Genomic DNA, 19,960 nt, shown 5'->3' with positions numbered 1-19,960 from the left:
GCAGTTACTCCGCTGCTTGCGCGATCGGCGCCGGTTTGAAATCGTCCGGGAAATGCGTCATGGCGCTGAGGACCGGATAGGGCGTGAAGCCGCCGAGCGCACAGAGCGAGCCGAACTTCATGGTGTTGCAGAGATCGGCGAGAAGCGCGCGGTTCTTTTCCGGCTCGAGCCCTCTCGCGATCTTATCCGCGGTCTCGACGCCGCGCGTCGAGCCGATGCGGCAGGGGGTGCATTTGCCACAGCTTTCGACGGCGCAGAATTCCATGGCGAAACGGGCCTGTTTCAGCATGTCGACGGTGTCGTCGAAGACGACGATGCCGGCATGGCCGATCAAGCCATCCTTCGCGGCAAAGGCCTCATAGTCGAAGGGCGTATCGAACAGCGCACGCGGAAAATAGGCGCCGAGCGGGCCGCCGACCTGCACCGCCTTGACCGGGCGGCCGCTGGCCGTGCCGCCGCCGATGTGATCGACGATCTCGCCGAGCGACAGGCCGAAGGCGGTTTCATAGAGCCCGCCATGCTTGACGTTGCCGGCGATCTGGATCGGGATGGTGCCGCGCGAGCGACCCATGCCGAAATCACGGTAGAAGGCGGCGCCGCGATCGAGGATGATCGGCACGGAGGCGAGCGACATGACGTTGTTGACGACGGTCGGCTGGCCGAGGAAGCCTTGCAAGGCGGGCAGCGGCGGCTTGGCGCGGACCACGCCGCGCTTGCCTTCCAGCGAATTCAGCAGCGAGGTCTCCTCGCCGCAGACATAGGCCCCGGCCCCGGAGCGGACCTCCATGTCGAAGGCATAGGCGGAGCCGAGCACGGACGGGCCGAGGATGCCGGCCTTGCGGGCGATGGCGATCGCCGCTTCCATCGCCGCGATGGCATGGGGATACTCAGAGCGGGTGTAGACATAGCCGCGGGTCGCGCCGGTGGCGATGCCGGCGATCGCCATGCCCTCGATCAGCACGAAGGGATCGCCTTCCATGATCATCCGGTCGGCGAAGGTGCCGGAATCGCCCTCGTCGGCATTGCAGACGATGTATTTCTGATCGGCCTTGGCATCGGCGACCGTCTTCCACTTGATGCCGGTGGGAAAGCCCGCGCCGCCGCGTCCGCGCAGGCCGCTCTCGGTGACCTCTGCGACGATCTCGGCGGGCGCCATGGCGATGGCTTTTTCCAGCCCCTGCAGACCGGCATAATGACGGTAATCCTCCAGCGACAGCGGATCGGTGACGCCGCAGCGGGCGAAGGTCAGGCGGGTCTGCTGACGCAGGAACGGAATGTCCTGCGTCGGCCCGAGACAGAGGGGATGCGCGCCGCCGGCGAGAAAATCGGCATCGAACAGGCCGGTGACGTCGCTTGGCCGAACCGGGCCATAGGCGATGCGGCCATGATCGGTGCGTATTTCGACGAGCGGCTCCAGCCAGAACATGCCGCGCGAACCGTTGCGGACGATGCGGGCATCGAGGCCGCGGCGTTCGATCTCGGCTGCGATGGCGTTCGCCACCTTGTCGGCGCCGACGGCAAGCGCTGCGGCATCGCGGGGAATGAAGACGGTGACGGTCATCGGCGGGCCTCCGCGACGAGTTCGGCGACGGATGCGGTATCGAGGCGACCGTGCAGCTCGCCGTCGAGCATGGCGGCGGGCGCGCAGGCGCAGAGCCCGAGACAGAAGATCGGCTCCAGCGTCACTGCGCCGTCCAGCGTCGTCTGGTGGAAATCGATGCCGAGCAGCGTCTTGATGCGCTCGGCGATCTCGTCGCCGCCCATCGACTGACAGGCCTCGGCGCGACAGAGTTTCAGGACATGGCGGCCAGTCGGGTGGTCGCGGTAATCGTGGTAGAAGGTGACGACGCCATGCACCTCGGCGCGCGACAGGTTCAGCTCGCGGGCGATTACGGCCAAGCTCTCCTGCGGCACATAGCCGAATTCGGCCTGGATCGCATGAAGGATCGGCAGAAGCGGGCCTTCGAGCGATTTCAACTCGCCGACGATTGCCAGCGTGCGATTGCCGATGTCGCCATCGGCGACATGAATGTTCATGCTCAGCCTCCCGATGCGCCAATCCGCCGGCCTGCGGCCCGCGCCTGTTGCGCTTGATGATCCCGGCCGAAACCGGGGGCGTCGAGCTTCTCCAAAGCTCTCTCAGATTGTGACAGGGAAGGCAGGTGCGATCAATAAGACAGATGCGTTGCCTGATAGGAATTTTCTATCAATTGAAGCCAGCTTCCGCCAGTGTTCGCGCCTCATGCAATAACGCCGAGACCAGCGGCGTGAATGGTTCACGATAGGTCGCAACCAGGCCGATGCGGTGAAAAGGCTCCGGCTCGGTCAGTGAAACTATACTGATTTCCTCATGAAATCCGAAGGATTTGGCCGTGTTTCGCGGCATGATACTGCACCAGCGGCCGGTCAGCACATGCGAGAACAGGACGATCATCGAGTTGGATTCGAGGCGCGGCTGCACGTCGACGCCGGCCTCGGCGAAGTGGCGGTTGATGATGCGGCGATTCTGCATGTCGGCGGTCAATAGGCAAAGGCTAACGTTGCCTGCTTCGCTCCAGGTCACGCTTTCGCGATCCGCAAACGGGCCGTTGCGAGCGGTGACCAGGCAATAGCGCTCCTCGTAGAGCGGCACGCTGGTGACGCGGCCGAGCGGCTCATTTTCGAGATAGGTCAGGCCGGCGTCGATCTCGAAATTCTCAAGCTGGCTGAGGATCTGCAGCGAATTGGCCGAGACGATGGAGAAGGTGACGTCCGGGTGCTTTTTCTGGAAAGGACCGGTGAGGCGCTGCACCAGCGCCAGCGTCGTGGGAATGGCGGCAAGGCGGATATGGCCGGAGAGGCCGCTACGGGCGGCGCGCATCTCCTCGCGCATGGTGCGGGTGTCGCCGACGATGCGGCGCGCCCATTCCAGCACGCGCTGGCCCTCCGGCGTCAGCCCCTGGAAGCGGGAACCGCGATTGACCAGCACCACCCCGAGCTGGTCCTCAAGCTGGCGGATCGCCGCCGACAGCGTCGGCTGCGAGATGCCGAGCTCTTCGGCCGCCCTGGCGAAATGGCGTTCGCGCGCCAGCGCCATGAAATATTCGAGCTTGTCTATCATCGCATCCGCCAATCGCTGATCAGCAGATCAACTGGCCGCCATTGATCTCGATCACCTGCCCGGTGATGTCGCCGGACAGCGACGCGGCGGCGAGGAAGAGATAGGCGGGGGCGCAATCCTCCGGCGTGCCGAGCCGTTGCAGCGGGATCGCCTTGCGGGTCGCCTCCAGCTTTTCGGGCGAGGAATAACGCTCGTGGAAATCGGTGGCGATGGTGCCGGGGGAGACGCAGTTGACGCGGATGCCGGCCGGGGCCAGTTCGCGGGCAAGCGCCTTGGAATAGGTCGAGACGAAGGCTTTCGTAGCCGAATAGATCGCCGAGCCGGCGCTGCCGCCGGTCAGCGCCGAAATCGACACCGTGCTGACGATCGCGGCATCGCCGGCGGTTTTCAGGAGCGGCAGAAGCCCGCGCGTCACCTCGACCACCGAGGTCTGGTTGAGGCGCACCACGGTTTCATATTCGGCGTCGGTCAGCTCGTCGGCGGGAAAGCGGCCGACCATGGTGCCGGCATTGTTGACGAGGCCGTGCAGGACATCGAAGCGCTCCCGCACGGCCGAGACGAACCCTTCGACGCCGCCGCGCTGCAGGAAATCGGCGGCGATCAGGAAGGCGCGGCGTTCCGATTGCGCCTCGAGCAGGAAATCCGGCATGTCGTCGGCGATGCGCCGCCCGACATGGACGACGACATGGGCGCCGCAGTCGAGAAACAGCCGCGCCACTTCCAGCCCGATGCCACGGCCGGCGCCGGTGACCACGATGTTCTTCCCGTCGAACAGTTTTGGATGAAACATATCGTTTTCTCCTCGCCTTCTCCCCACTGTGCATGGCATCGAGGCGCGGGGCAACTGTGCATCTGACCGATTGCGCTATTTTCGCTTTTGCCTATCATGAAGAAAAACGAAAGGTGGGGAGGGGGCATGTTCCTGACGGGGAGACAGGCGGAGATTCTCGAAATCGCCAAGGCGGAGGGTCGCGTCCAGGTGGAGGAACTGGCAGGCCGGTTCTCGGTGACGCCGCAAACGATTCGCAAGGATCTCAACGATCTGTGCGAGGGCCGGGCGCTGACGCGCGTGCATGGCGGGGCGATTTTCCCGAGCGGCACGGAAAACGTCAAATACGAGGCGCGCCGTTCGATCGCCGCGACCGAAAAGCAGGCCATCGGCCGGGCGGCGGCAGCGCTGATCCCCGACAATTCCTCGCTGTTCATCAATATCGGCACGACCACGGAAGCGGTGGGCGAGGCGCTGCTCGATCATCGCGAACTGATGGTGATCACCAACAACATCAACGTCGCCAACCGCTTGCGGTTGTTTCCCTCGATCGAGGTGGTGATCGCAGGCGGCGTGGTGCGCGGCTCGGACGGCGGCATCGTCGGCGAGGCCGCGGTGGATTTCATCCGCCAGTTCAAGGTGGATTACGCCGTCATCGGCGCCTCCGCCATCGATCATGACGGGGCGCTGCTGGATTTCGATTTCCGAGAAGTGAAAGTGGCGCAGGCGATCATCGCCAATGCCCGCAACGTCATCCTCGTCTCCGATTCGTCGAAGTTCGACCGCAACGCGCCGGTGCGCATCGGACATCTGTCGCAGGTTCACACGTTCATCACCGACCGCTGTCCGCTGCCGTCGTTGCGCGACATCTGCATCGAGCACGACGTGCAGTTGATCGAAACCGATGGGGAAATCGCCTCGGAATAGCATATTTTCGCTATACATTCGTTTGACATTCGGAAAATTTTCGTTTTAACTAATCCTGCTTTCGCAAATGCGCAAAATTGTGCGATGCGAAAATGTGGGGGAGTTTTCGAATTGGCCGGGCATGCGGTGTACGATCTGTTCGTCATCGGCGGCGGGATCAACGGGTGCGGAATCGCCCGGGATGCCGCAGGGCGGGGATATGGCGTGGCGCTGGCGGAGGCGAAGGATTTCGCCTCGGGAACGTCTTCGGCGGCCACCAAGCTGATCCATGGCGGCTTGCGCTATCTCGAACATTACGAGTTCCGGCTGGTGCGCGAGGCGCTGATGGAGCGCGAAGTGCTGTGGGCGATGGCGCCGCACATCATCCGGCCCATGCGTTTCGTGCTGCCCTATCACAAGGGCGGCATCCGTCCGGCCTGGCTGATCCGCCTCGGGCTGTTTCTCTACGATCATCTTGGCGGGCGCAAGCTCCTGCCGGCGACGCGCTCGCTCGACATGCGGCGCGATCCTGCGGCCAAGCCGTTGAAGCCGCTGTTCACCAAGGCCTTCGAATATTCCGACGGTTGGGTGGATGATGCCCGCCTCGTCGTCCTCAATGCCCGCGACGCCGCCGACAAGGGCGCCGATATTTTTGCCCGCACGGCCGTCGTCTCCGCAAGGCGCGAAAACGGTGTCTGGGTCATCGGCTTGCGCAAGGACGACGGCACGGCGAGCGAAGTGCGCGCTCGCATGCTGGTCAATGCCGCCGGCCCCTGGGTCGACCATGTGCTGGCCGAGGCGCTCGGCCGCAACGATGTCCACAACGTCCGTCTGGTGCAGGGCAGCCATATCGTCGTGCGCAGGAAGTTCGACGATCCGCGCGCCTATTTCTTCCAGAATCCGGACAATCGCATCATCTTCGCCATTCCCTACGAGAACGATTTCACGCTGATCGGCACCACCGATCGCGACTACACCGCCGATCCGCGCAAGGCGGCGATCTCCTCCGAGGAAATCAGTTATCTTTGCCGCGCGGCCAGCGAATATTTCGCCGAGCCGGTCCGAGAGGAAGATATCGTCTGGACCTATTCCGGCGTGCGGCCGCTGTTCGACGACGGCGCCTCCAAGGCGCAGGAGGCGACGCGCGACTATGTGCTGAAGGTCGAGGGCGAGGATGGCAACGCGCCGCTGCTCAACGTCTTCGGCGGCAAGCTGACCACCTATCGGCGGCTGGCCGAACATGCGCTGGAAAAGATCGGCGAAGCCATCGGCGAAAAGGGCAAGCCCTGGACGGCGGGGTCGCATCTGCCGGGCGGCGGCTTCGTGCCCACCGCCTATGAGGCGCAGGTGACGAGCCTGAAGGCGAAATTCGGCTTCCTGGGCGATGCCCATGCCCGCCGGCTGGTGCGGCTTTACGGTACGCTTGCCGCCGACATGCTTGGAAATGCCCGTTCGCTTGATAATCTCGGACGGCATTTCGGCGGCGATCTCTACGAATGCGAAGTCCGCTGGCTGATGGCGCGCGAATGGGCGCGGAGCGCCGAGGACGTGTTGTGGCGGCGCACCAAGCGCGGCCTCTACCTGTCGCGCGAGGAAGCGGCGGCACTCGATGACTACATGGCGGGTATCGCCGCCTCGTCCGCCGCCTGAGGGCGGCCACGACTGCGCATGCCGAAGGTTTGAGGAGGCCTGGGGGAATTCATGCTTGAATTGAAAAACGTGTCGAAGACGGTCGGCGCCGAGGTGCATATCCACCCCTGCGACCTCGTGCTTCAAAGAGGCACGCTCAACGTGCTTCTCGGGCCGACACTGTCCGGCAAGACCTCGCTGATGCGGCTGATGGCCGGCCTCGACAAGCCGAGCGGCGGCTCCATCCATTTCGACGGCAAGGACGTGACCGGCCTGCGCGTGCAGGAACGCAACGTCGCGATGGTCTACCAGCAGTTCATCAATTACCCGGCGCTGTCAGTCTACGAAAACATCGCCTCGCCGATGCGTATCGCCGGCAAGGATGCCGCGACCATCGACCGCGAGGTACGCAAGGCCGCCGACCTGCTCAAGCTGACGCCCTATCTGGAGCGTACGCCGCTCAACCTCTCGGGCGGCCAGCAGCAGCGCACGGCCTTAGCGCGCGCCATCGTCAAGAATGCCAGCCTCGTTCTCCTCGACGAGCCGCTCGCCAATCTCGACTACAAGCTGCGCGAGGAATTGCGCGAGGAACTGCCGCGGCTGTTTGCCGCCTCCGGCGCCATCTTCGTCTATGCGACGACCGAACCGTCCGAGGCGCTGCTGCTCGGCGGCAATACCGCGACGCTGTCGCAGGGGCGCATCACCCAGTTCGGCCCGACCATCGAGGTCTATCGCCGCCCGGTCGATCTCAACACGGCGCGCACCTTCGCCGATCCGCCGCTCAACATCATCGAGCTGGTCAAGCGCGGCGGCCAGTTCCTGCGCCAGGACGTCGAGGCCTTCGCCGTGCCGGCGCATCTGGCGCATATGGCCGACGGTCCCGTGACCATCGCCTTCCATCCGCATCATCTGGCGCTGGCGCCGGCCGCCCCCGGCGCCCAGCGCGTGCCGGTGCGCACGCTGATTTCGGAAATCACCGGTTCGGAAAGCTTCATCCATGTCGATTTCGCCGGCGCCCGCTGGGTGATGCTGGAGCACGGCATCCACGATATCGAGCCCGACCGGGCAATCGACATCTATCTCGACACGCGCCACCTGATGGCGTTCGGCCCGGACGGGGCGGCGATTGCCGCAGCACCGGCCGCGGCAGCCTGAGGAGAGAGGGACATGGCACGCATCGATCTCGACCATATCCGCCACGCCTACGGGCCGCGCCCGACCTCGGCCAAGGACTACGCGCTGAAGGAAGTCCATCACGAATGGAACGACGGCGGCGCCTATGCGCTGCTCGGCCCCTCCGGCTGCGGCAAGACGACGCTGCTCAACATCATCTCGGGCCTGGTGCAGCCCTCCGAGGGCCGCATCCTGTTCGACGGCGTCGACGTCACCCACCTGCCGACCGAAAAGCGCAACATCGCCCAGGTCTTCCAGTTCCCGGTCATCTACGACACCATGACCGTCTACGACAATCTCGCCTTTCCCTTGCGCAACCGCCATGTGCCGGCCGCCGAGATCGACCGGCGGGTGCGCGACATCCTCGAAATGATCGACCTGTCGCATTGGGCCGACCGCAAGGCGCGGGGGCTGACCGCCGACCAGAAGCAGAAGATCTCGCTCGGCCGCGGCCTGGTGCGCAACGATGTCAGCGCCATCCTGTTCGACGAGCCGCTGACGGTCATCGATCCGCACATGAAATGGGTGCTGCGCTCGCAGCTCAAGAAGCTGCACCGCCAGTTCGGCTTCACCATGGTCTACGTCACACATGATCAGACCGAGGCCCTGACCTTCGCCGACAAGGTGGTGGTCATGTATGACGGCGAGATCGTGCAGATCGGCACGCCGGCGGAGCTGTTCGAAAGGCCGAGCCATACCTTCGTCGGCTATTTCATCGGTTCGCCCGGCATGAACGTGCTGCCGGCCAGGGTCGATGGGTCGCAGGTGACGATCGGTGACCAGGTGCTGGGCCTCGACCATGCGCCTGATATCGGGTCGGCCGCCAAGGTCGAACTCGGCATTCGCCCGGAATTCGTCCGGCTGGGACGCGAGGGCATGCCGGTGGAGATCGCCAAGGTCGAGGATATAGGCCGCCAGAAGATCGTGCGCGCCCGTTTCGCCGGCCAGCCGCTGGCCATCGTCGTGCCCGAGGACGGCGAAATCCCCACGGATGCGCGCGTCCGTTTCGATCCCGCCGCCATCAGCATCTATGCCGATAGCTGGCGCGTGGGCAAGGAGGCCTGACCCATGGAAAAGACCTGGAACAACAAGGCCTGGTTTCTCGTCCTGCCGGTGCTGGTGCTCGTCGCCTTCTCGGCTGCCATCCCGCTGATGACGGTGGTGAACTATTCGGTGCAGGATACCTTCGGCAACAACCAGTTCTTCTGGGCCGGCACCGACTGGTTCACCGAGATCCTGCATTCGCCGCGCTTCTGGGATGCGCTGCTGCGCAACCTGATCTTCTCGCTGGTCATCCTTGCGATTGAAATCCCGCTCGGCATTCTGATCGCGCTCAACATGCCCAAGAAGGGGTTGGGCGTGCCGGTCTGCCTGGTGCTGATGGCGCTGCCACTCTTGATCCCGTGGAACGTGGTCGGCACCATCTGGCAGGTCTTCGGCCGCGTCGATATCGGCCTGCTCGGCCATACGCTGGAAGCGCTCGGCATCGACTACAACTACGTGCAGAGCCCGACGGCGGCCTGGATCACCGTCATCGTCATGGATGTCTGGCACTGGACCAGCCTCGTCGTGCTGCTCTGCTATGCCGGCCTCGTCTCGATCCCCGACGCCTATTACCAGGCGGCCAAGATCGACGGCGCCTCGCGCTGGTCCGTGTTCCGCTACATCCAGTTGCCCAAGATGAACCGGGTGCTGCTGATCGCCGTGCTCCTGCGCTTCATGGACAGCTTCATGATCTATACCGAGCCTTTCGTCGTCACCGGCGGCGGCCCCGGCAACTCGACCACCTTCCTGTCCATCGATCTCGTCAAGATGGCGGTGGGACAGTTCGACCTTGGTCCGGCGGCGGCGATGTCGATCGTCTACTTCCTCATCATCCTGCTGCTGTCATGGGTGTTCTACACCGTCATGACCTCCGGCGACGCGCAGGCTTAAGGAGAATCCCATGAACAATCGATCCATGGGCGAGCGGCTTTCCTTCCTGGTGCCGACCCTCTACATCCTCTTCCTGCTGCTGCCGATCTACTGGCTGGTCAATATGAGCTTCAAGGAAAACGCCGAGATCACCGGCGCCTTCTCGCTCTGGCCGACCAACCCGACGCTGCGCAACTACACGATCATCTTCACCGATCCCTCCTGGTACAACGGCTATATCAATTCGATCATCTATGTGGTGATGAACACGGTGATCTCGGTGGCGGCGGCGCTGCCGGCGGCCTATGCCTTCTCGCGCTACCGCTTCCTCGGCGACAAGCACCTGTTCTTCTGGCTGCTGACCAACCGCATGGCGCCGCCGGCCGTCTTCGCGCTGCCCTTCTTCCAGCTCTATTCGGCCTTCGGCCTGATCGATACGCATATCGCTGTCGCGATCGCCCACTGCCTGTTCAACGTGCCGCTGGCGGTGTGGATTCTCGAAGGCTTCATGTCAGGCGTGCCGAAGGAAATCGACGAGACCGCCTATATCGACGGCTATTCCTTCCCGAAATTCTTCGTGAAGATTTTCATGCCGCTGATCGCGTCGGGCATCGGCGTCGCCGCCTTCTTCTGCTTCATGTTCTCCTGGGTGGAACTGCTGCTGGCGCGCACGCTGACCACCACCGCCGCCAAGCCGATCGCCGCGACGATGACGCGCACGGTCTCGGCATCGGGCATGGACTGGGGCGTGCTGGCGGCGGCCGGCGTGCTGACCATCGTTCCGGGGGCGCTGGTTATCTATTTCGTGCGCAACTACATCGCCAAGGGCTTTGCCCTGGGCCGCGTGTGACGGGGAGGACGACCCATGAACTTTTCCTGGATGGCCTGGACGCTGCCGACGGCGCTGTTCTTCATCGGCATCGCGCTCCTCATCGCGGCGATGGGGGTGTGGGAATTCATCTCGCCCGGTGGCAATCCGCGGGTCGGCATCCTGCGCTTTACGACGACGCGCGGCGACCGCCTGTTCATTTCGCTGCTCGGCAGCGCTTTTATTCATCTCGCATGGCTGGGCCTGGTCGGGCCCAACCTGTGGTGGGCTCTTGCCCTCAGCCTCGTTTACGCCATCGCGGTGTTCAAGACGGTCTGAGGCCAAGCGGAAATGCGGGGGAGGCCAATGTCGACGGCCGCTCCGGTGGGAACTGCAATCGCAACAACCTTAGGGAGGATGAGTATGCGACGGCATCTTTTGACGACGACGGCAGCGATGTTGCTGGCTTTGAGCGGCACGGCATTTGCCGGCATGGACGAGGCGAAGAAATTCCTGGATGCGGAAATCGGCGACATGTCGAGCCTGTCGCGCGCCGATCAGGAAAAGGAAATGCAGTGGTTCATCGATGCGGCGAAACCCTTCGCCGGCATGGAGATCAAGGTCGTTTCCGAAACGCTGACCACCCATGAATACGAATCCAAGACGCTCGCCAAGGCGTTCGCCGACATCACCGGCATCAAGATCACCCATGATCTGATCGGCGAAGGCGACGTGATCGAGAAGCTGCAGACGCAGATGCAGTCGGGCGAGAACATCTACGACGCCTATGTCAACGACTCGGACCTGATCGGCACCCATTGGCGCTACCAGCAGGCACGCTCGCTGACCAAGTGGATGGCAAACGAAGGCAAGGACGTCACCAATCCCGGCCTTGATCTCGACGACTTCATCGGCCTGAAATTCACCACCGCGCCGGATGGCGACGTCTACCAGCTGCCCGACCAGCAGTTCGCCAACCTCTACTGGTTCCGTTACGATTGGTTCAACGACGAGAAGAACAAGGCCGATTTCAAGGCGAAATACGGCTACGACCTCGGCGTTCCCGTCAACTGGTCGGCTTACGAGGATATCGCCGAATTCTTCACCGGCCGCGAAGTGGACGGCAAGAAGGTCTTCGGCCATATGGACTACGGCAAGAAGGATCCGTCGCTCGGCTGGCGCTTCACCGACGCCTGGCTCTCGATGGCCGGCAACGGCGACAAGGGCATCCCCAACGGTCTGCCGGTCGACGAATGGGGCATCAAGGTCGACGAGAAATCGCGCCCGGTCGGTTCCTGCGTCGCACGCGGCGGCGATACCAATGGCCCGGCCGCCGTCTATTCCATCCAGAAATACCTGGATTGGCTGAAGGCCTATGCTCCCCCGGCAGCCCAGGGCATGAACTTCTCCGAATCCGGCCCCGTGCCGGCGCAGGGCGAAGTGGCGCAGCAGATCTTCATGTACACCGCGTTCACCGCCGACATGGTCAAGAAGGGCCTGCCGGTCGTCAACGAGGACGGTACGCCGAAGTGGCGTTTCGCCCCGTCGCCGCATGGCGTCTACTGGAAGGACGGCATGAAGCTCGGTTATCAGGACGTCGGTTCGTGGACGCTTCTGAAGTCGACGCCCGAGGATCGCGCCAAGGCGGCCTGGCTCTATGCCCAGTTCGTCACCTCCAAGACCGTCGACGTCAAGAAGAGCCATGTCGGCCTGACGCTGACCCGCGAAAGCTCGATCCAGCACCAGAGCTTTACCGACCGCGCCCCGAAGCTTGGCGGCCTGATCGAGTTCTACCGCTCGCCGGCCCGCGTCCAATGGTCGCCGACCGGCACCAACGTTCCGGATTATCCGAAGCTGGCGCAGCTGTGGTGGCAGGCCGTGGGCGACGCGGCCTCGGGCGCCAAGACGGCACAGGAAGCGATGGATTCGCTGTGCGCCGAGCAGGAAAAGGTTCTCCAGCGCCTCGAACGCTCCGGCGTCCAGGGCGATATCGGCCCGAAGCTGGCCGAGGAGCACGACCTCGAATACTGGAACAAGGATGCGGTCTCCAAGGGCAACCTGGCGCCGCAGCTGAAGGTCGAGAACGAGAAGGAAAAGCCGGTCACCGTCAATTACGACGAGCTGGTCAAGAGCTGGCAGAAGAAGTAAGCCGGCTTATCCCTTGAGAATGCAAGGCCGTCCGCAACCAAGTTGCGGACGGTTTTTCTTTGCAATTTCAATGTGCCGATCCTTGGAAACGACGAATTCGCTTCCCATATTCACCAGCGTGTCGGCTCTCCGGGGGCAGCCGGTTCGATGGCCAGCGCATGCAGCCCGGCATCGAGTTCCGGCTTCAGAAGCTCGGTGACGGCGCGGTGGCGTTGCAGCCGGCCCATGCCGGCAAACTGCGCCGAGACGAGACGCACGCGCATATGGGTTTCACCCTCGCCGGTGATATCGGGCTGATGTCCCGCATGCAAATGGCTTTCATTGATGACGGCGAGCCGCTCCGGCGCAAATGCCGCGATCAGTTTCGCCTCGATGCGGTCCTTCAGGGACATGTGCGACATACCTTTTCATGGCGCCGTTCCAACGCCGCGGGAGTTTTCGCGGCCGCCCGGCGGCGCAGTCCGTAATCTCGGGAAAATGGTCCCAAAAAGCCAGCAACATTCCCGATTGTCAATTCTTGTTGTGCCGATGATGCCGTACCATAATTCGTCCATGCGATTTGATTCAAAAATATACGACCGTATCCGCACCCGCCGGAAGCGGGAGCAGCAAGCCGAACCCGTCGGCCCGACCTGTCAGTGGGACGGGTGCGAGCGGAAGGGCGCGCATCGCGCCCCCGTGGGCCGCAATGCCGAGGGCCAGTTCTTTCTGTTCTGCTTTGAGCATGTGAAGGAATACAACAAGGGCTACAATTATTTTTCCGGCCTTTCGGATACCGAGATCGCCCGCTACCAGAAGGAAGCGGTGACCGGTCATCGCCCGACCTGGACGATCGGCGTCAACCGCGCGTCGAAGGCCGGGCCTGTTCATTCCGAGATGCGTTCGGGCACGGCCGGCATGCATGCGCGCATGAAGGACCCCTTCGGCTTCGTCAGCGGCGAGGGCGGGCCGACGGCGCGGCCCTCGCGCGAGCGAAAACTCAAGACGCTGGAGGCCAAGGCCTATGACACGCTCGGTCTCGGCGCCACGGCCACCGCCGACGACATCAAGCGCGCCTACAAGGCGCTGGTCAAGAAGCACCATCCCGACGCCAATGGCGGCGATCGCGGCTCGGAAGAACGTTTTCGTGCTGTTATACAAGCATATCAATTGTTAAAGCAGGCCGGTTTCTGCTAAGGGACACAAAGGTTCATTGCGTCACCGACCTTATCCCGCCGCGTGACGCCGTTTAAGACATGCAAGCGACCGATGCGGCCGGGCGGCAGCGCCCGCCTTGGAGACAGAATGAGCAAGACTGAACTCGATTATTCGAACCTGCCGGACACCACCGTTTCCGTCCGGGAGGTTTTCGGCATTGACACCGACATCCGCGTGCCGGCCTATTCGAAGGGCGACCCCTACGTCCCCGACCTCGACCCGGATTACCTCTTCGACCGCGACACGACGCTCGCCATTCTCGCCGGTTTTGCCCATAACCGCCGCGTGATGGTCTCCGGCTTCCACGGCACCGGCAAGTCGACGCATATCGAGCAGGTCGCCGCCCGCCTCAACTGGCCCTGCGTGCGCGTCAACCTCGACAGCCATGTCAGCCGTATCGATCTGGTCGGCAAGGACGCCATCGTCGTCAAGGACGGGCTGCAGGTCACCGAATTCAAGGACGGCATCCTGCCCTGGGCCTACCAGCACAATGTCGCGCTCGTTTTCGACGAATACGATGCTGGCCGCCCGGACGTGATGTTCGTCATCCAGCGTGTGCTGGAATCGTCGGGCCGCCTGACCCTGCTCGACCAGAGCCGTGTCATCCGCCCGCATCCGGCCTTCCGCCTGTTCGCCACCGCCAACACGGTCGGCCTCGGCGACACAACCGGCCTCTATCATGGCACGCAGCAGATCAACCAGGCGCAGATGGACCGCTGGTCGATCGTCACCACGCTGAACTATCTGCCGCATGACAAGGAAGTCGACATCGTCCTCGCCAAGGTGAAGAATTTCACCGGCGGCCGGGACGCCGTGTCGAAGATGGTCCGCGTTGCCGATCTCACCCGCGCCGCCTTCGTCAATGGCGACCTGTCGACGGTGATGAGCCCGCGTACCGTCATCACCTGGGCGGAAAACGCCGCCATCTTCGGCGACGTCGCCATGGCCTTCCGCGTCACCTTCCTCAACAAGTGCGACGAGCTGGAGCGGGCGCTGGTGGCCGAGCATTACCAGCGCGCCTTCGGCGTCGAACTCAAGGAAAGCGCCGCGAACATCGTTCTGAGCGCGTAAAAACCAAGGTAGGGGCGTTCGAAAGAGCGCTCGGGAATGAAGACGGATCATGGCAGGTCGAGGCGATAATTCGAAGAGCAAATCCGGCGGGCCGGTGGATATGGAGCCGCTGCGCCGGGCGATCGGCGGCTGCGTCCGTTCCGTTGCCGGCCGGGTCAATGTCGAGGTGTCCTTCGCCAACGAGCGTCCGGGCATGGCCGGTGACCGCGTGCGGCTGCCGGAACTGTCGAAGCGCCCGACGGCACATGAGCTGGCGGTCACTCGCGGGCTCGGCGATTCCATGGCGCTGCGCATCGCCTGCCATGACCAGAAGCTGCACACCGCCATGGCGCCGCAGGGCAACGACGCTCGCCTTGTCTTCGACGCCGTCGAGCAGGCGCGCGTCGAATCGATTGGCGCGCAGCGCATGGCCGGCGTTGCCGCCAACCTGTCCTCCATGCATTACGAGAAATACGCCAAGGCGAATTTCTCCGGCGTCGACCGTCGCCAGGACGCCCCCGTCGAGGAGGCGCTGGCCATGCTGGTGCGCGAACGCCTGACGGGTGAGCGCCCGCCGGAAAGCGCCGGCAAGGTGCTCGATCTCTGGCGCAATTTCATCGAGGAGAAGGCCGGCAAGGATCTCGACCGTCTCGCCGGCGCCATGAACGACCAGCAATCCTTCGCGCGCCTGGTGCGCGGCATGCTGAGCTCGATGGACATGGCCGAGGATTTCGGCGACGAGGAGACCGAGCCGGACTCCCAGGACAGCGAGAACGACGACGATCAGCCGCGCAGCGACGAGCAGAGCGACGAGAACGTCGAGGAAGAAGCCGGCTCCGACGCCGCGCCCGCCGAGGAAAGCGAAGCCTCGCAGGAGCAGATGGATGACGGCGAAATGGACGGCGCCGAGATCTCCGAGGAGGAGCTGACCGACGATTCCGACGAGGATTCCGAAACTCCCGGCGAGAGCCGCCGCCCGGCCAGCCCCTTCGACGATTTCAACGAGAAGGTCGATTACCGCGTCTTCACCGAGGAATTCGACGAGGAGATCACCGCCGAGGAGCTGTGCGACGAGGCCGAACTCGACCGTCTTCGCGCCTTCCTCGACAAGCAGCTGGCGCATCTGCAGGGCGCGGTCGGCCGCCTCGCCAACCGCCTGCAGCGCCGCCTGATGGCCAAGCAGAACCGCTCATGGGATTTCGATCTCGAAGAGGGTTATCTCGATACCGCGCGCCTGCCGCGCATGATCATCGATCCGATGCAGCCGCTGTCCTTCAAGATGGAGCGCGATACCAAGTTCCGCGACACCGTCGTGACGCTGCTGATCGACAATTCCGGCTCGATGCGCGGCCGGCCGATCACGGTTGCCGCCACTTGCGCCGATATTCTGGCGCGGACGCTGGAGCGCAGCGGCGTCAAGGTCGAGCTGCTCGGCTTCACCACCAAGGCGTGGAAGGGCGGCCAGTCGCGCGAAAAATGGCTGGCGAGCGGCAAGCCGGCGGCGCCCGGCCGACTCAACGACCTGCGCCACATCGTCTACAAGTCGGCGGATGCGCCGTGGCGGCGGGCGCGCCGCAATCTCGGCCTGATGATGCGTGAAGGCCTGCTCAAGGAAAACATCGACGGCGAGGCGCTGATGTGGGCGCACAACCGCCTGATCCACCGTTCCGAGCAGCGCAAGATCCTGATGATGATCTCGGACGGCGCCCCGGTTGACGATTCGACCCTGTCGGTCAATCCGGGCAATTATCTGGAGCGCCATCTGCGCGCCGTCATCGAGCAGATCGAGACGCGCTCGCCGGTGGAACTGCTGGCGATCGGCATCGGCCACGACGTTACCCGCTACTATCGCCGCGCCGTCACCATCGTCGATGCCGACGAACTGGCCGGCGCCATGACCGAGCAGCTCGCCTCGCTGTTCGAGGATCAGGCCGCCAATCCCCGCGCCGGGCGCGGGCGCCGCGCCGGCTGAGCCCCGCCCGGATGGCGGCCGGTTTTCTCCGCATCCTGGCGCTCGCCGCTGGCCTGATGGCCGGCATCGCGCCGGCCGCGGCTGCACCCGCCATCATCAAGGCCCGGCCGTTGCGTCAATTCGAGGTCGGTTCAGATGCCGTGCAATTCGGCCGCCTGCGCTTCCTCGGCGGTCTCGAGCTATCCTCTTCCGATCCGCTGTTCGGTGCGTGGTCGTCGCTGCGTGTCCTGTCTGGCGGGCAACGTTTCATCGGTATCTTCGACACCGCGCACTGGCTGCAGGGCAACCTGGAGCGCGATGGCGGGGGGCGGCTCACCGGCCTGTCCGATGTCACCATCGATCCGATGCGCGATGCGAAAGGCAATCCCGATGCCTCGAAATGGGAGATGGATGCCGAGGGCATGGCGTTGCGCGGAGACGAGGTGCTGGTCAGCTTCGAGCGCAATCATCGCATCGATGCCTATCCGCTTTCCGACCTGCCGCAGGCCGTGCCGCACCGTTCGGTGCCGCTGATCATCCCGCGCCGCTCGTTGCGCTCCAATGGCGGCATCGAGGCGATGGCTGTCGCGCCGGAGGGGACGCCGCTGGCCGGCTCCACCGTCATCGTCTCGGAAAAGAGCGTCGATAGCGCCGGCAATCTGCTTGCCGCGGTCGTCGAGGGCCGGATCAAGGGCGCGTTTACGGTGCGCAAGCAGGACGGTTTCGACGTCACCGACGCCGCCTTCCTGCCGGACGGCGACCTTTTGCTGCTGGAGCGGCGCTTCACCTGGGCCAGCGGCGTCGCCATGCGCCTCCGCCAGCTCGCCGCCGCCGACATACGCCCGGGCGCCGTGGTCGACGGCGAAGAATTGCTGCGGGCCGATACGCGCTTCCAGATCGACAACATGGAAGGCATCGACGTTTTCAGGGACGCGGACGGTCGCACCCATGTCATCCTCGTCTCAGACGACAATCATTCGATCCTGCAGCGGACGCTGATGCTGGAATTCTTGCTGGACGAGGACAGCGAGAAGGCGGCGCTTTAGCGTTTCCGGAATGCTGCAATCCGCCCGGCGATCTCGCCAGCGCGGCGGCGGGCTTCGGTGTCGGCGGCGAAGACGTCTTCCATCGTGGCCGCAGGCGGGTGGGCTGTCATGGCTTCCATGACCTCCTCCACGATTTCGGCCATGTCGAGGAAGCCGATCTTTTCCTCGACGAAGGCCTGGAACGCGCCTTCCTCGGCGGCGTTCATCACCGCGCCTTGCGTGCCGCCGCGGGTCAAGGCCAGCCGCGCAAGGCGCAGCGACGGGAAACGCACTTCATCCGGGGCCTCGAAATCGAGGCGGGCGAGTTTGGCGAAATCCAGCCGCTCGACATTCAGTTTCGGGCGCTTGGGGTAGGTCAGGGCATAGCCGATGGCGGTGCGCATGTCCGGGCAGCCGAGCTGGGCGAGCACCGAGCCGTCGGTATAGCCGACCATGGAATGGACGATCGACTGCGGATGCACGATCACCTCGATCTGCTCCGGCGTCACGTCGAAGAGATGCTTGGCCTCGATCATCTCCAGCGCCTTGTTGAACATAGAGGCGCTGCCGACCGAGATCTTCAACCCCATCGACCAGTTGGGATGGGCGCGGGCCATGGCGACGGTCACCTCGGCCATCTGCTGGCGCGTCCAGGTGCGGAACGGGCCGCCCGAGGCGGTCAGGACGATGCGCTCCAGCGCATGGCGCTGGTCGTCCTCCAGCGACTGGAAGATGGCGCTATGCTCGCTGTCGACCGGGATCAGCCGGCCGCCGCCGGCCTTCACCGCCTCGACGAAGAGATCTCCGGCCGAGACCAGGCATTCCTTGTTGGCGAGCGCGATATCGGCACCACGTTTGGCGGCGGCGATGGTGGGGGCAAGGCCGGCGGTGCCGACGATGGCGGCCATCACCCAGCCGGCGTCCATCTCCGCTGCCTCGATCAGGCCGGAGCGGCCGGCGGCCGTGGCGATACCGGTGCCGGCCAGCGCCGCCTTCAGCTCCGCATGGCGCGTCTCGTCGGCGGTGACAGCGAGTTTTGCGCGGCAGCGTTTCGCCTGTTCGGCCAGCAGCGGAATGTTGCCGTTTCCGGTCAGCGCCAGCATCTCGAAGCGCTCCGGCCCGCCGAGCTGGCCGATCACATCCAGCGTGTTGACGCCGATGGAGCCGGTCGAGCCGAGAACGGTCAGGCGCTGTCTGGTGGGCGCGGCCTCTTTCATGCGGATTTCCCAATTTTTTGTCGTCTTGCATGGCTCTACAGAGAATTGCAATTGACAACAAGCGGATAAGGGATTGCATCATGCCGGCTGCTTCGCTAGCCGTCTTCACCGGATCACATTTTGCCGTTATGGGGGCCGCGTCATCTCCGGTCCATAGGGATTGTCCATGCTGAAAACATTCGTTTCCCTTGCCGTCATGGCGCTTTCGTCCGGCGTGGCGCTGGCCGCCGATCCGGTGCCCTACGATCTCGTCGGGCAATGGCGTGTCGAGCTACTCGGCTTCACCACCAAGACGCCGACGCCGCCGGCGATGATCGAGATCAAGCCGGACAATACATTTTCCGGCTATTCCGGCTGCAATCGTTATTCCGGCGCCTTCCAGATCGACAAGGACAAGATCAGCTTCGCCCCGCCGGCCGCGACGCGCATGAAATGTGCTCCCGCCGCCATGGAACAGGAGGCGCAGTTCTTCAACATGCTGAACGGGGCGCTGAGCTGGAAGACGGACGGCCGCACCATCCTGATCGCCCGCGACAACCAGCCGGTGCTGAAGCTTTCGCCGCCGACGCAGGAGGCGGACGTCACCATCCGCGTGCCCGGCGCCGAAGGCGTCAACCGGCAGACGGTGCGCTATGCCTGCGGCGACAAGACGGTGGATGTCGAATATATCAATGCCGGCCCGGTGGCGATCGCCCGGCTGACCATCGGCGACGATTTCGTCGTCGCCGCCAATGTGCTTTCCGGCTCCGGCGCGAAATATGCCGGCGGCCGTTATATCTGGTGGGCCAAGGGGGACGAGGCGACGCTCTACGATCTCTATCGCGGCGACGACGCCGATGGTGTCACCTGCCGCCCGGCGCCCTGAATCAAAACGAAAAGGACTATTTCCATGGTGCTGAACACCAATCTTTCGAGCGTCAAGACCGTCCTGCTGCGCAACGGCACCTGGGCCTTCGTGCTCGTCTATCGCGGCGTCACCTATCCGATGCAGAGCGGCTATCCGACCGAACTGGCCGCCAAGGCTTTCGGCGAGACGGCATTGAAGGCCTTGGAAGCCCAGCGCTAAACGCGCG

At 64.0% G+C, this 19,960-nt stretch carries 20 protein-coding genes; 14 read left to right on the top strand and 6 right to left on the bottom strand.

Going from position 1 to position 19,960, the window contains the following annotated elements:
• Window positions 1-4: 4 nt before the first annotated feature.
• The 4 genes from P7F60_RS13415 to P7F60_RS13400 form a co-directional block, all read right to left on the bottom strand.
• Entirely contained in the window at window positions 5-1,561 is a 1,557-nt protein-coding gene (locus P7F60_RS13415) for an NADH-quinone oxidoreductase subunit NuoF (RefSeq protein ID WP_277918243.1), read from the bottom strand.
• Complete coding sequence (locus tag P7F60_RS13410; protein WP_277918242.1) at window positions 1,558-2,037, bottom strand: formate dehydrogenase subunit gamma; 480 nt, start codon at window positions 2,035-2,037, stop codon at window positions 1,558-1,560. Before P7F60_RS13410 ends, P7F60_RS13415 begins: the two co-directional genes overlap by 4 nt.
• Before the next feature lie 169 nt (window positions 2,038-2,206).
• The gene (locus P7F60_RS13405; protein ID WP_277918241.1) at window positions 2,207-3,100 is read right to left on the bottom strand and encodes a LysR family transcriptional regulator; all 894 of its coding nucleotides are present in this window, start codon (window positions 3,098-3,100) and stop codon (window positions 2,207-2,209) included.
• Between the two features lie 19 nt (window positions 3,101-3,119).
• Window positions 3,120-3,890 carry an SDR family oxidoreductase gene (locus P7F60_RS13400; protein WP_277918240.1) on the bottom strand — a complete coding sequence of 257 codons (771 nt, stop codon included), beginning with the start codon at window positions 3,888-3,890 and terminating at the stop codon, window positions 3,120-3,122.
• 126 nt (window positions 3,891-4,016) lie between these two features.
• On the opposite strand from P7F60_RS13400, the gene P7F60_RS13395 reads away from it, so the two are divergent.
• The 8 genes from P7F60_RS13395 to P7F60_RS13360 all read left to right on the top strand — a co-directional run bounded on the left by P7F60_RS13395 (window position 4,017) and on the right by P7F60_RS13360 (window position 12,447).
• On the top strand, window positions 4,017-4,796 hold the full coding sequence (locus tag P7F60_RS13395) for a DeoR/GlpR family DNA-binding transcription regulator (RefSeq protein ID WP_277918239.1): 780 nt from the start codon (window positions 4,017-4,019) through the stop codon (window positions 4,794-4,796).
• A gap of 111 nt (window positions 4,797-4,907) precedes the next feature.
• A complete protein-coding gene (glpD, locus tag P7F60_RS13390; RefSeq protein WP_277918238.1) occupies window positions 4,908-6,425 on the top strand; it encodes a glycerol-3-phosphate dehydrogenase in 1,518 nt (505 codons plus the stop codon).
• 51 nt (window positions 6,426-6,476) lie between these two features.
• Window positions 6,477-7,559 carry an ABC transporter ATP-binding protein gene (locus P7F60_RS13385; RefSeq protein ID WP_277918237.1) on the top strand — a complete coding sequence of 361 codons (1,083 nt, stop codon included), beginning with the start codon at window positions 6,477-6,479 and terminating at the stop codon, window positions 7,557-7,559.
• Between the two features lie 12 nt (window positions 7,560-7,571).
• On the top strand, window positions 7,572-8,642 hold the full coding sequence (locus tag P7F60_RS13380; protein ID WP_277918236.1) for an ABC transporter ATP-binding protein: 1,071 nt from the start codon (window positions 7,572-7,574) through the stop codon (window positions 8,640-8,642).
• A gap of 3 nt (window positions 8,643-8,645) precedes the next feature.
• Window positions 8,646-9,512: a sugar ABC transporter permease gene (locus tag P7F60_RS13375; RefSeq protein ID WP_277918235.1), complete on the top strand. Its 867-nt coding sequence runs from the start codon at window positions 8,646-8,648 to the stop codon at window positions 9,510-9,512.
• A gap of 10 nt (window positions 9,513-9,522) precedes the next feature.
• Entirely contained in the window at window positions 9,523-10,341 is an 819-nt protein-coding gene (locus P7F60_RS13370) for a carbohydrate ABC transporter permease (protein ID WP_277918234.1), read from the top strand.
• A 15-nt stretch (window positions 10,342-10,356) separates the two neighbouring features.
• Complete coding sequence (locus tag P7F60_RS13365; protein ID WP_277918233.1) at window positions 10,357-10,638, top strand: DUF2160 domain-containing protein; 282 nt, start codon at window positions 10,357-10,359, stop codon at window positions 10,636-10,638.
• An 84-nt stretch (window positions 10,639-10,722) separates the two neighbouring features.
• On the top strand, window positions 10,723-12,447 hold the full coding sequence (locus P7F60_RS13360; protein WP_277918232.1) for an ABC transporter substrate-binding protein: 1,725 nt from the start codon (window positions 10,723-10,725) through the stop codon (window positions 12,445-12,447).
• 110 nt (window positions 12,448-12,557) lie between these two features.
• On the opposite strand, the gene P7F60_RS13355 is transcribed toward P7F60_RS13360, so the two are convergent.
• Window positions 12,558-12,839 carry a BolA family protein gene (locus tag P7F60_RS13355; RefSeq protein WP_277918521.1) on the bottom strand — a complete coding sequence of 94 codons (282 nt, stop codon included), beginning with the start codon at window positions 12,837-12,839 and terminating at the stop codon, window positions 12,558-12,560.
• Window positions 12,840-12,999: 160 nt separating this feature from the next.
• Between P7F60_RS13355 and P7F60_RS13350 the strand changes: the two genes are divergently transcribed.
• The 4 genes from P7F60_RS13350 to P7F60_RS13335 all read left to right on the top strand — a co-directional run bounded on the left by P7F60_RS13350 (window position 13,000) and on the right by P7F60_RS13335 (window position 17,691).
• Window positions 13,000-13,623 carry a DnaJ domain-containing protein gene (locus tag P7F60_RS13350; RefSeq protein WP_277918231.1) on the top strand — a complete coding sequence of 208 codons (624 nt, stop codon included), beginning with the start codon at window positions 13,000-13,002 and terminating at the stop codon, window positions 13,621-13,623.
• 108 nt (window positions 13,624-13,731) lie between these two features.
• The gene (cobS, locus tag P7F60_RS13345; protein WP_277918230.1) at window positions 13,732-14,715 is read left to right on the top strand and encodes a cobaltochelatase subunit CobS; all 984 of its coding nucleotides are present in this window, start codon (window positions 13,732-13,734) and stop codon (window positions 14,713-14,715) included.
• Between the two features lie 49 nt (window positions 14,716-14,764).
• The gene (gene cobT, locus P7F60_RS13340) at window positions 14,765-16,666 is read left to right on the top strand and encodes a cobaltochelatase subunit CobT (RefSeq protein ID WP_277918229.1); all 1,902 of its coding nucleotides are present in this window, start codon (window positions 14,765-14,767) and stop codon (window positions 16,664-16,666) included.
• 11 nt (window positions 16,667-16,677) lie between these two features.
• Complete coding sequence (locus P7F60_RS13335) at window positions 16,678-17,691, top strand: esterase-like activity of phytase family protein (RefSeq protein ID WP_277918228.1); 1,014 nt, start codon at window positions 16,678-16,680, stop codon at window positions 17,689-17,691.
• Here the strand turns inward: P7F60_RS13335 and dxr are convergent.
• Window positions 17,688-18,887 carry a 1-deoxy-D-xylulose-5-phosphate reductoisomerase gene (gene dxr / locus P7F60_RS13330; RefSeq protein ID WP_277918227.1) on the bottom strand — a complete coding sequence of 400 codons (1,200 nt, stop codon included), beginning with the start codon at window positions 18,885-18,887 and terminating at the stop codon, window positions 17,688-17,690. The two genes, P7F60_RS13335 and dxr, sit on opposite strands and share 4 nt — an antisense overlap.
• Window positions 18,888-19,053: 166 nt before the next feature.
• Here dxr and P7F60_RS13325 point away from each other — a divergent pair, with 166 nt between their 5' ends.
• Both P7F60_RS13325 and P7F60_RS13320 read left to right on the top strand, forming a co-directional pair.
• A complete protein-coding gene (locus P7F60_RS13325; protein WP_277918226.1) occupies window positions 19,054-19,752 on the top strand; it encodes an META domain-containing protein in 699 nt (232 codons plus the stop codon).
• A gap of 24 nt (window positions 19,753-19,776) precedes the next feature.
• Window positions 19,777-19,953, top strand: a complete 177-nt coding sequence (locus P7F60_RS13320; RefSeq protein ID WP_277918225.1) for a hypothetical protein — start codon at window positions 19,777-19,779, stop codon at window positions 19,951-19,953.
• Window positions 19,954-19,960 lie beyond the last annotated feature (7 nt).

Source organism: Rhizobium sp. YJ-22, assembly GCF_029601685.1.
GTDB lineage: Bacteria > Pseudomonadota > Alphaproteobacteria > Rhizobiales > Rhizobiaceae > Metarhizobium.
This window is presented reverse-complemented; position numbering and strand designations above follow the sequence as displayed.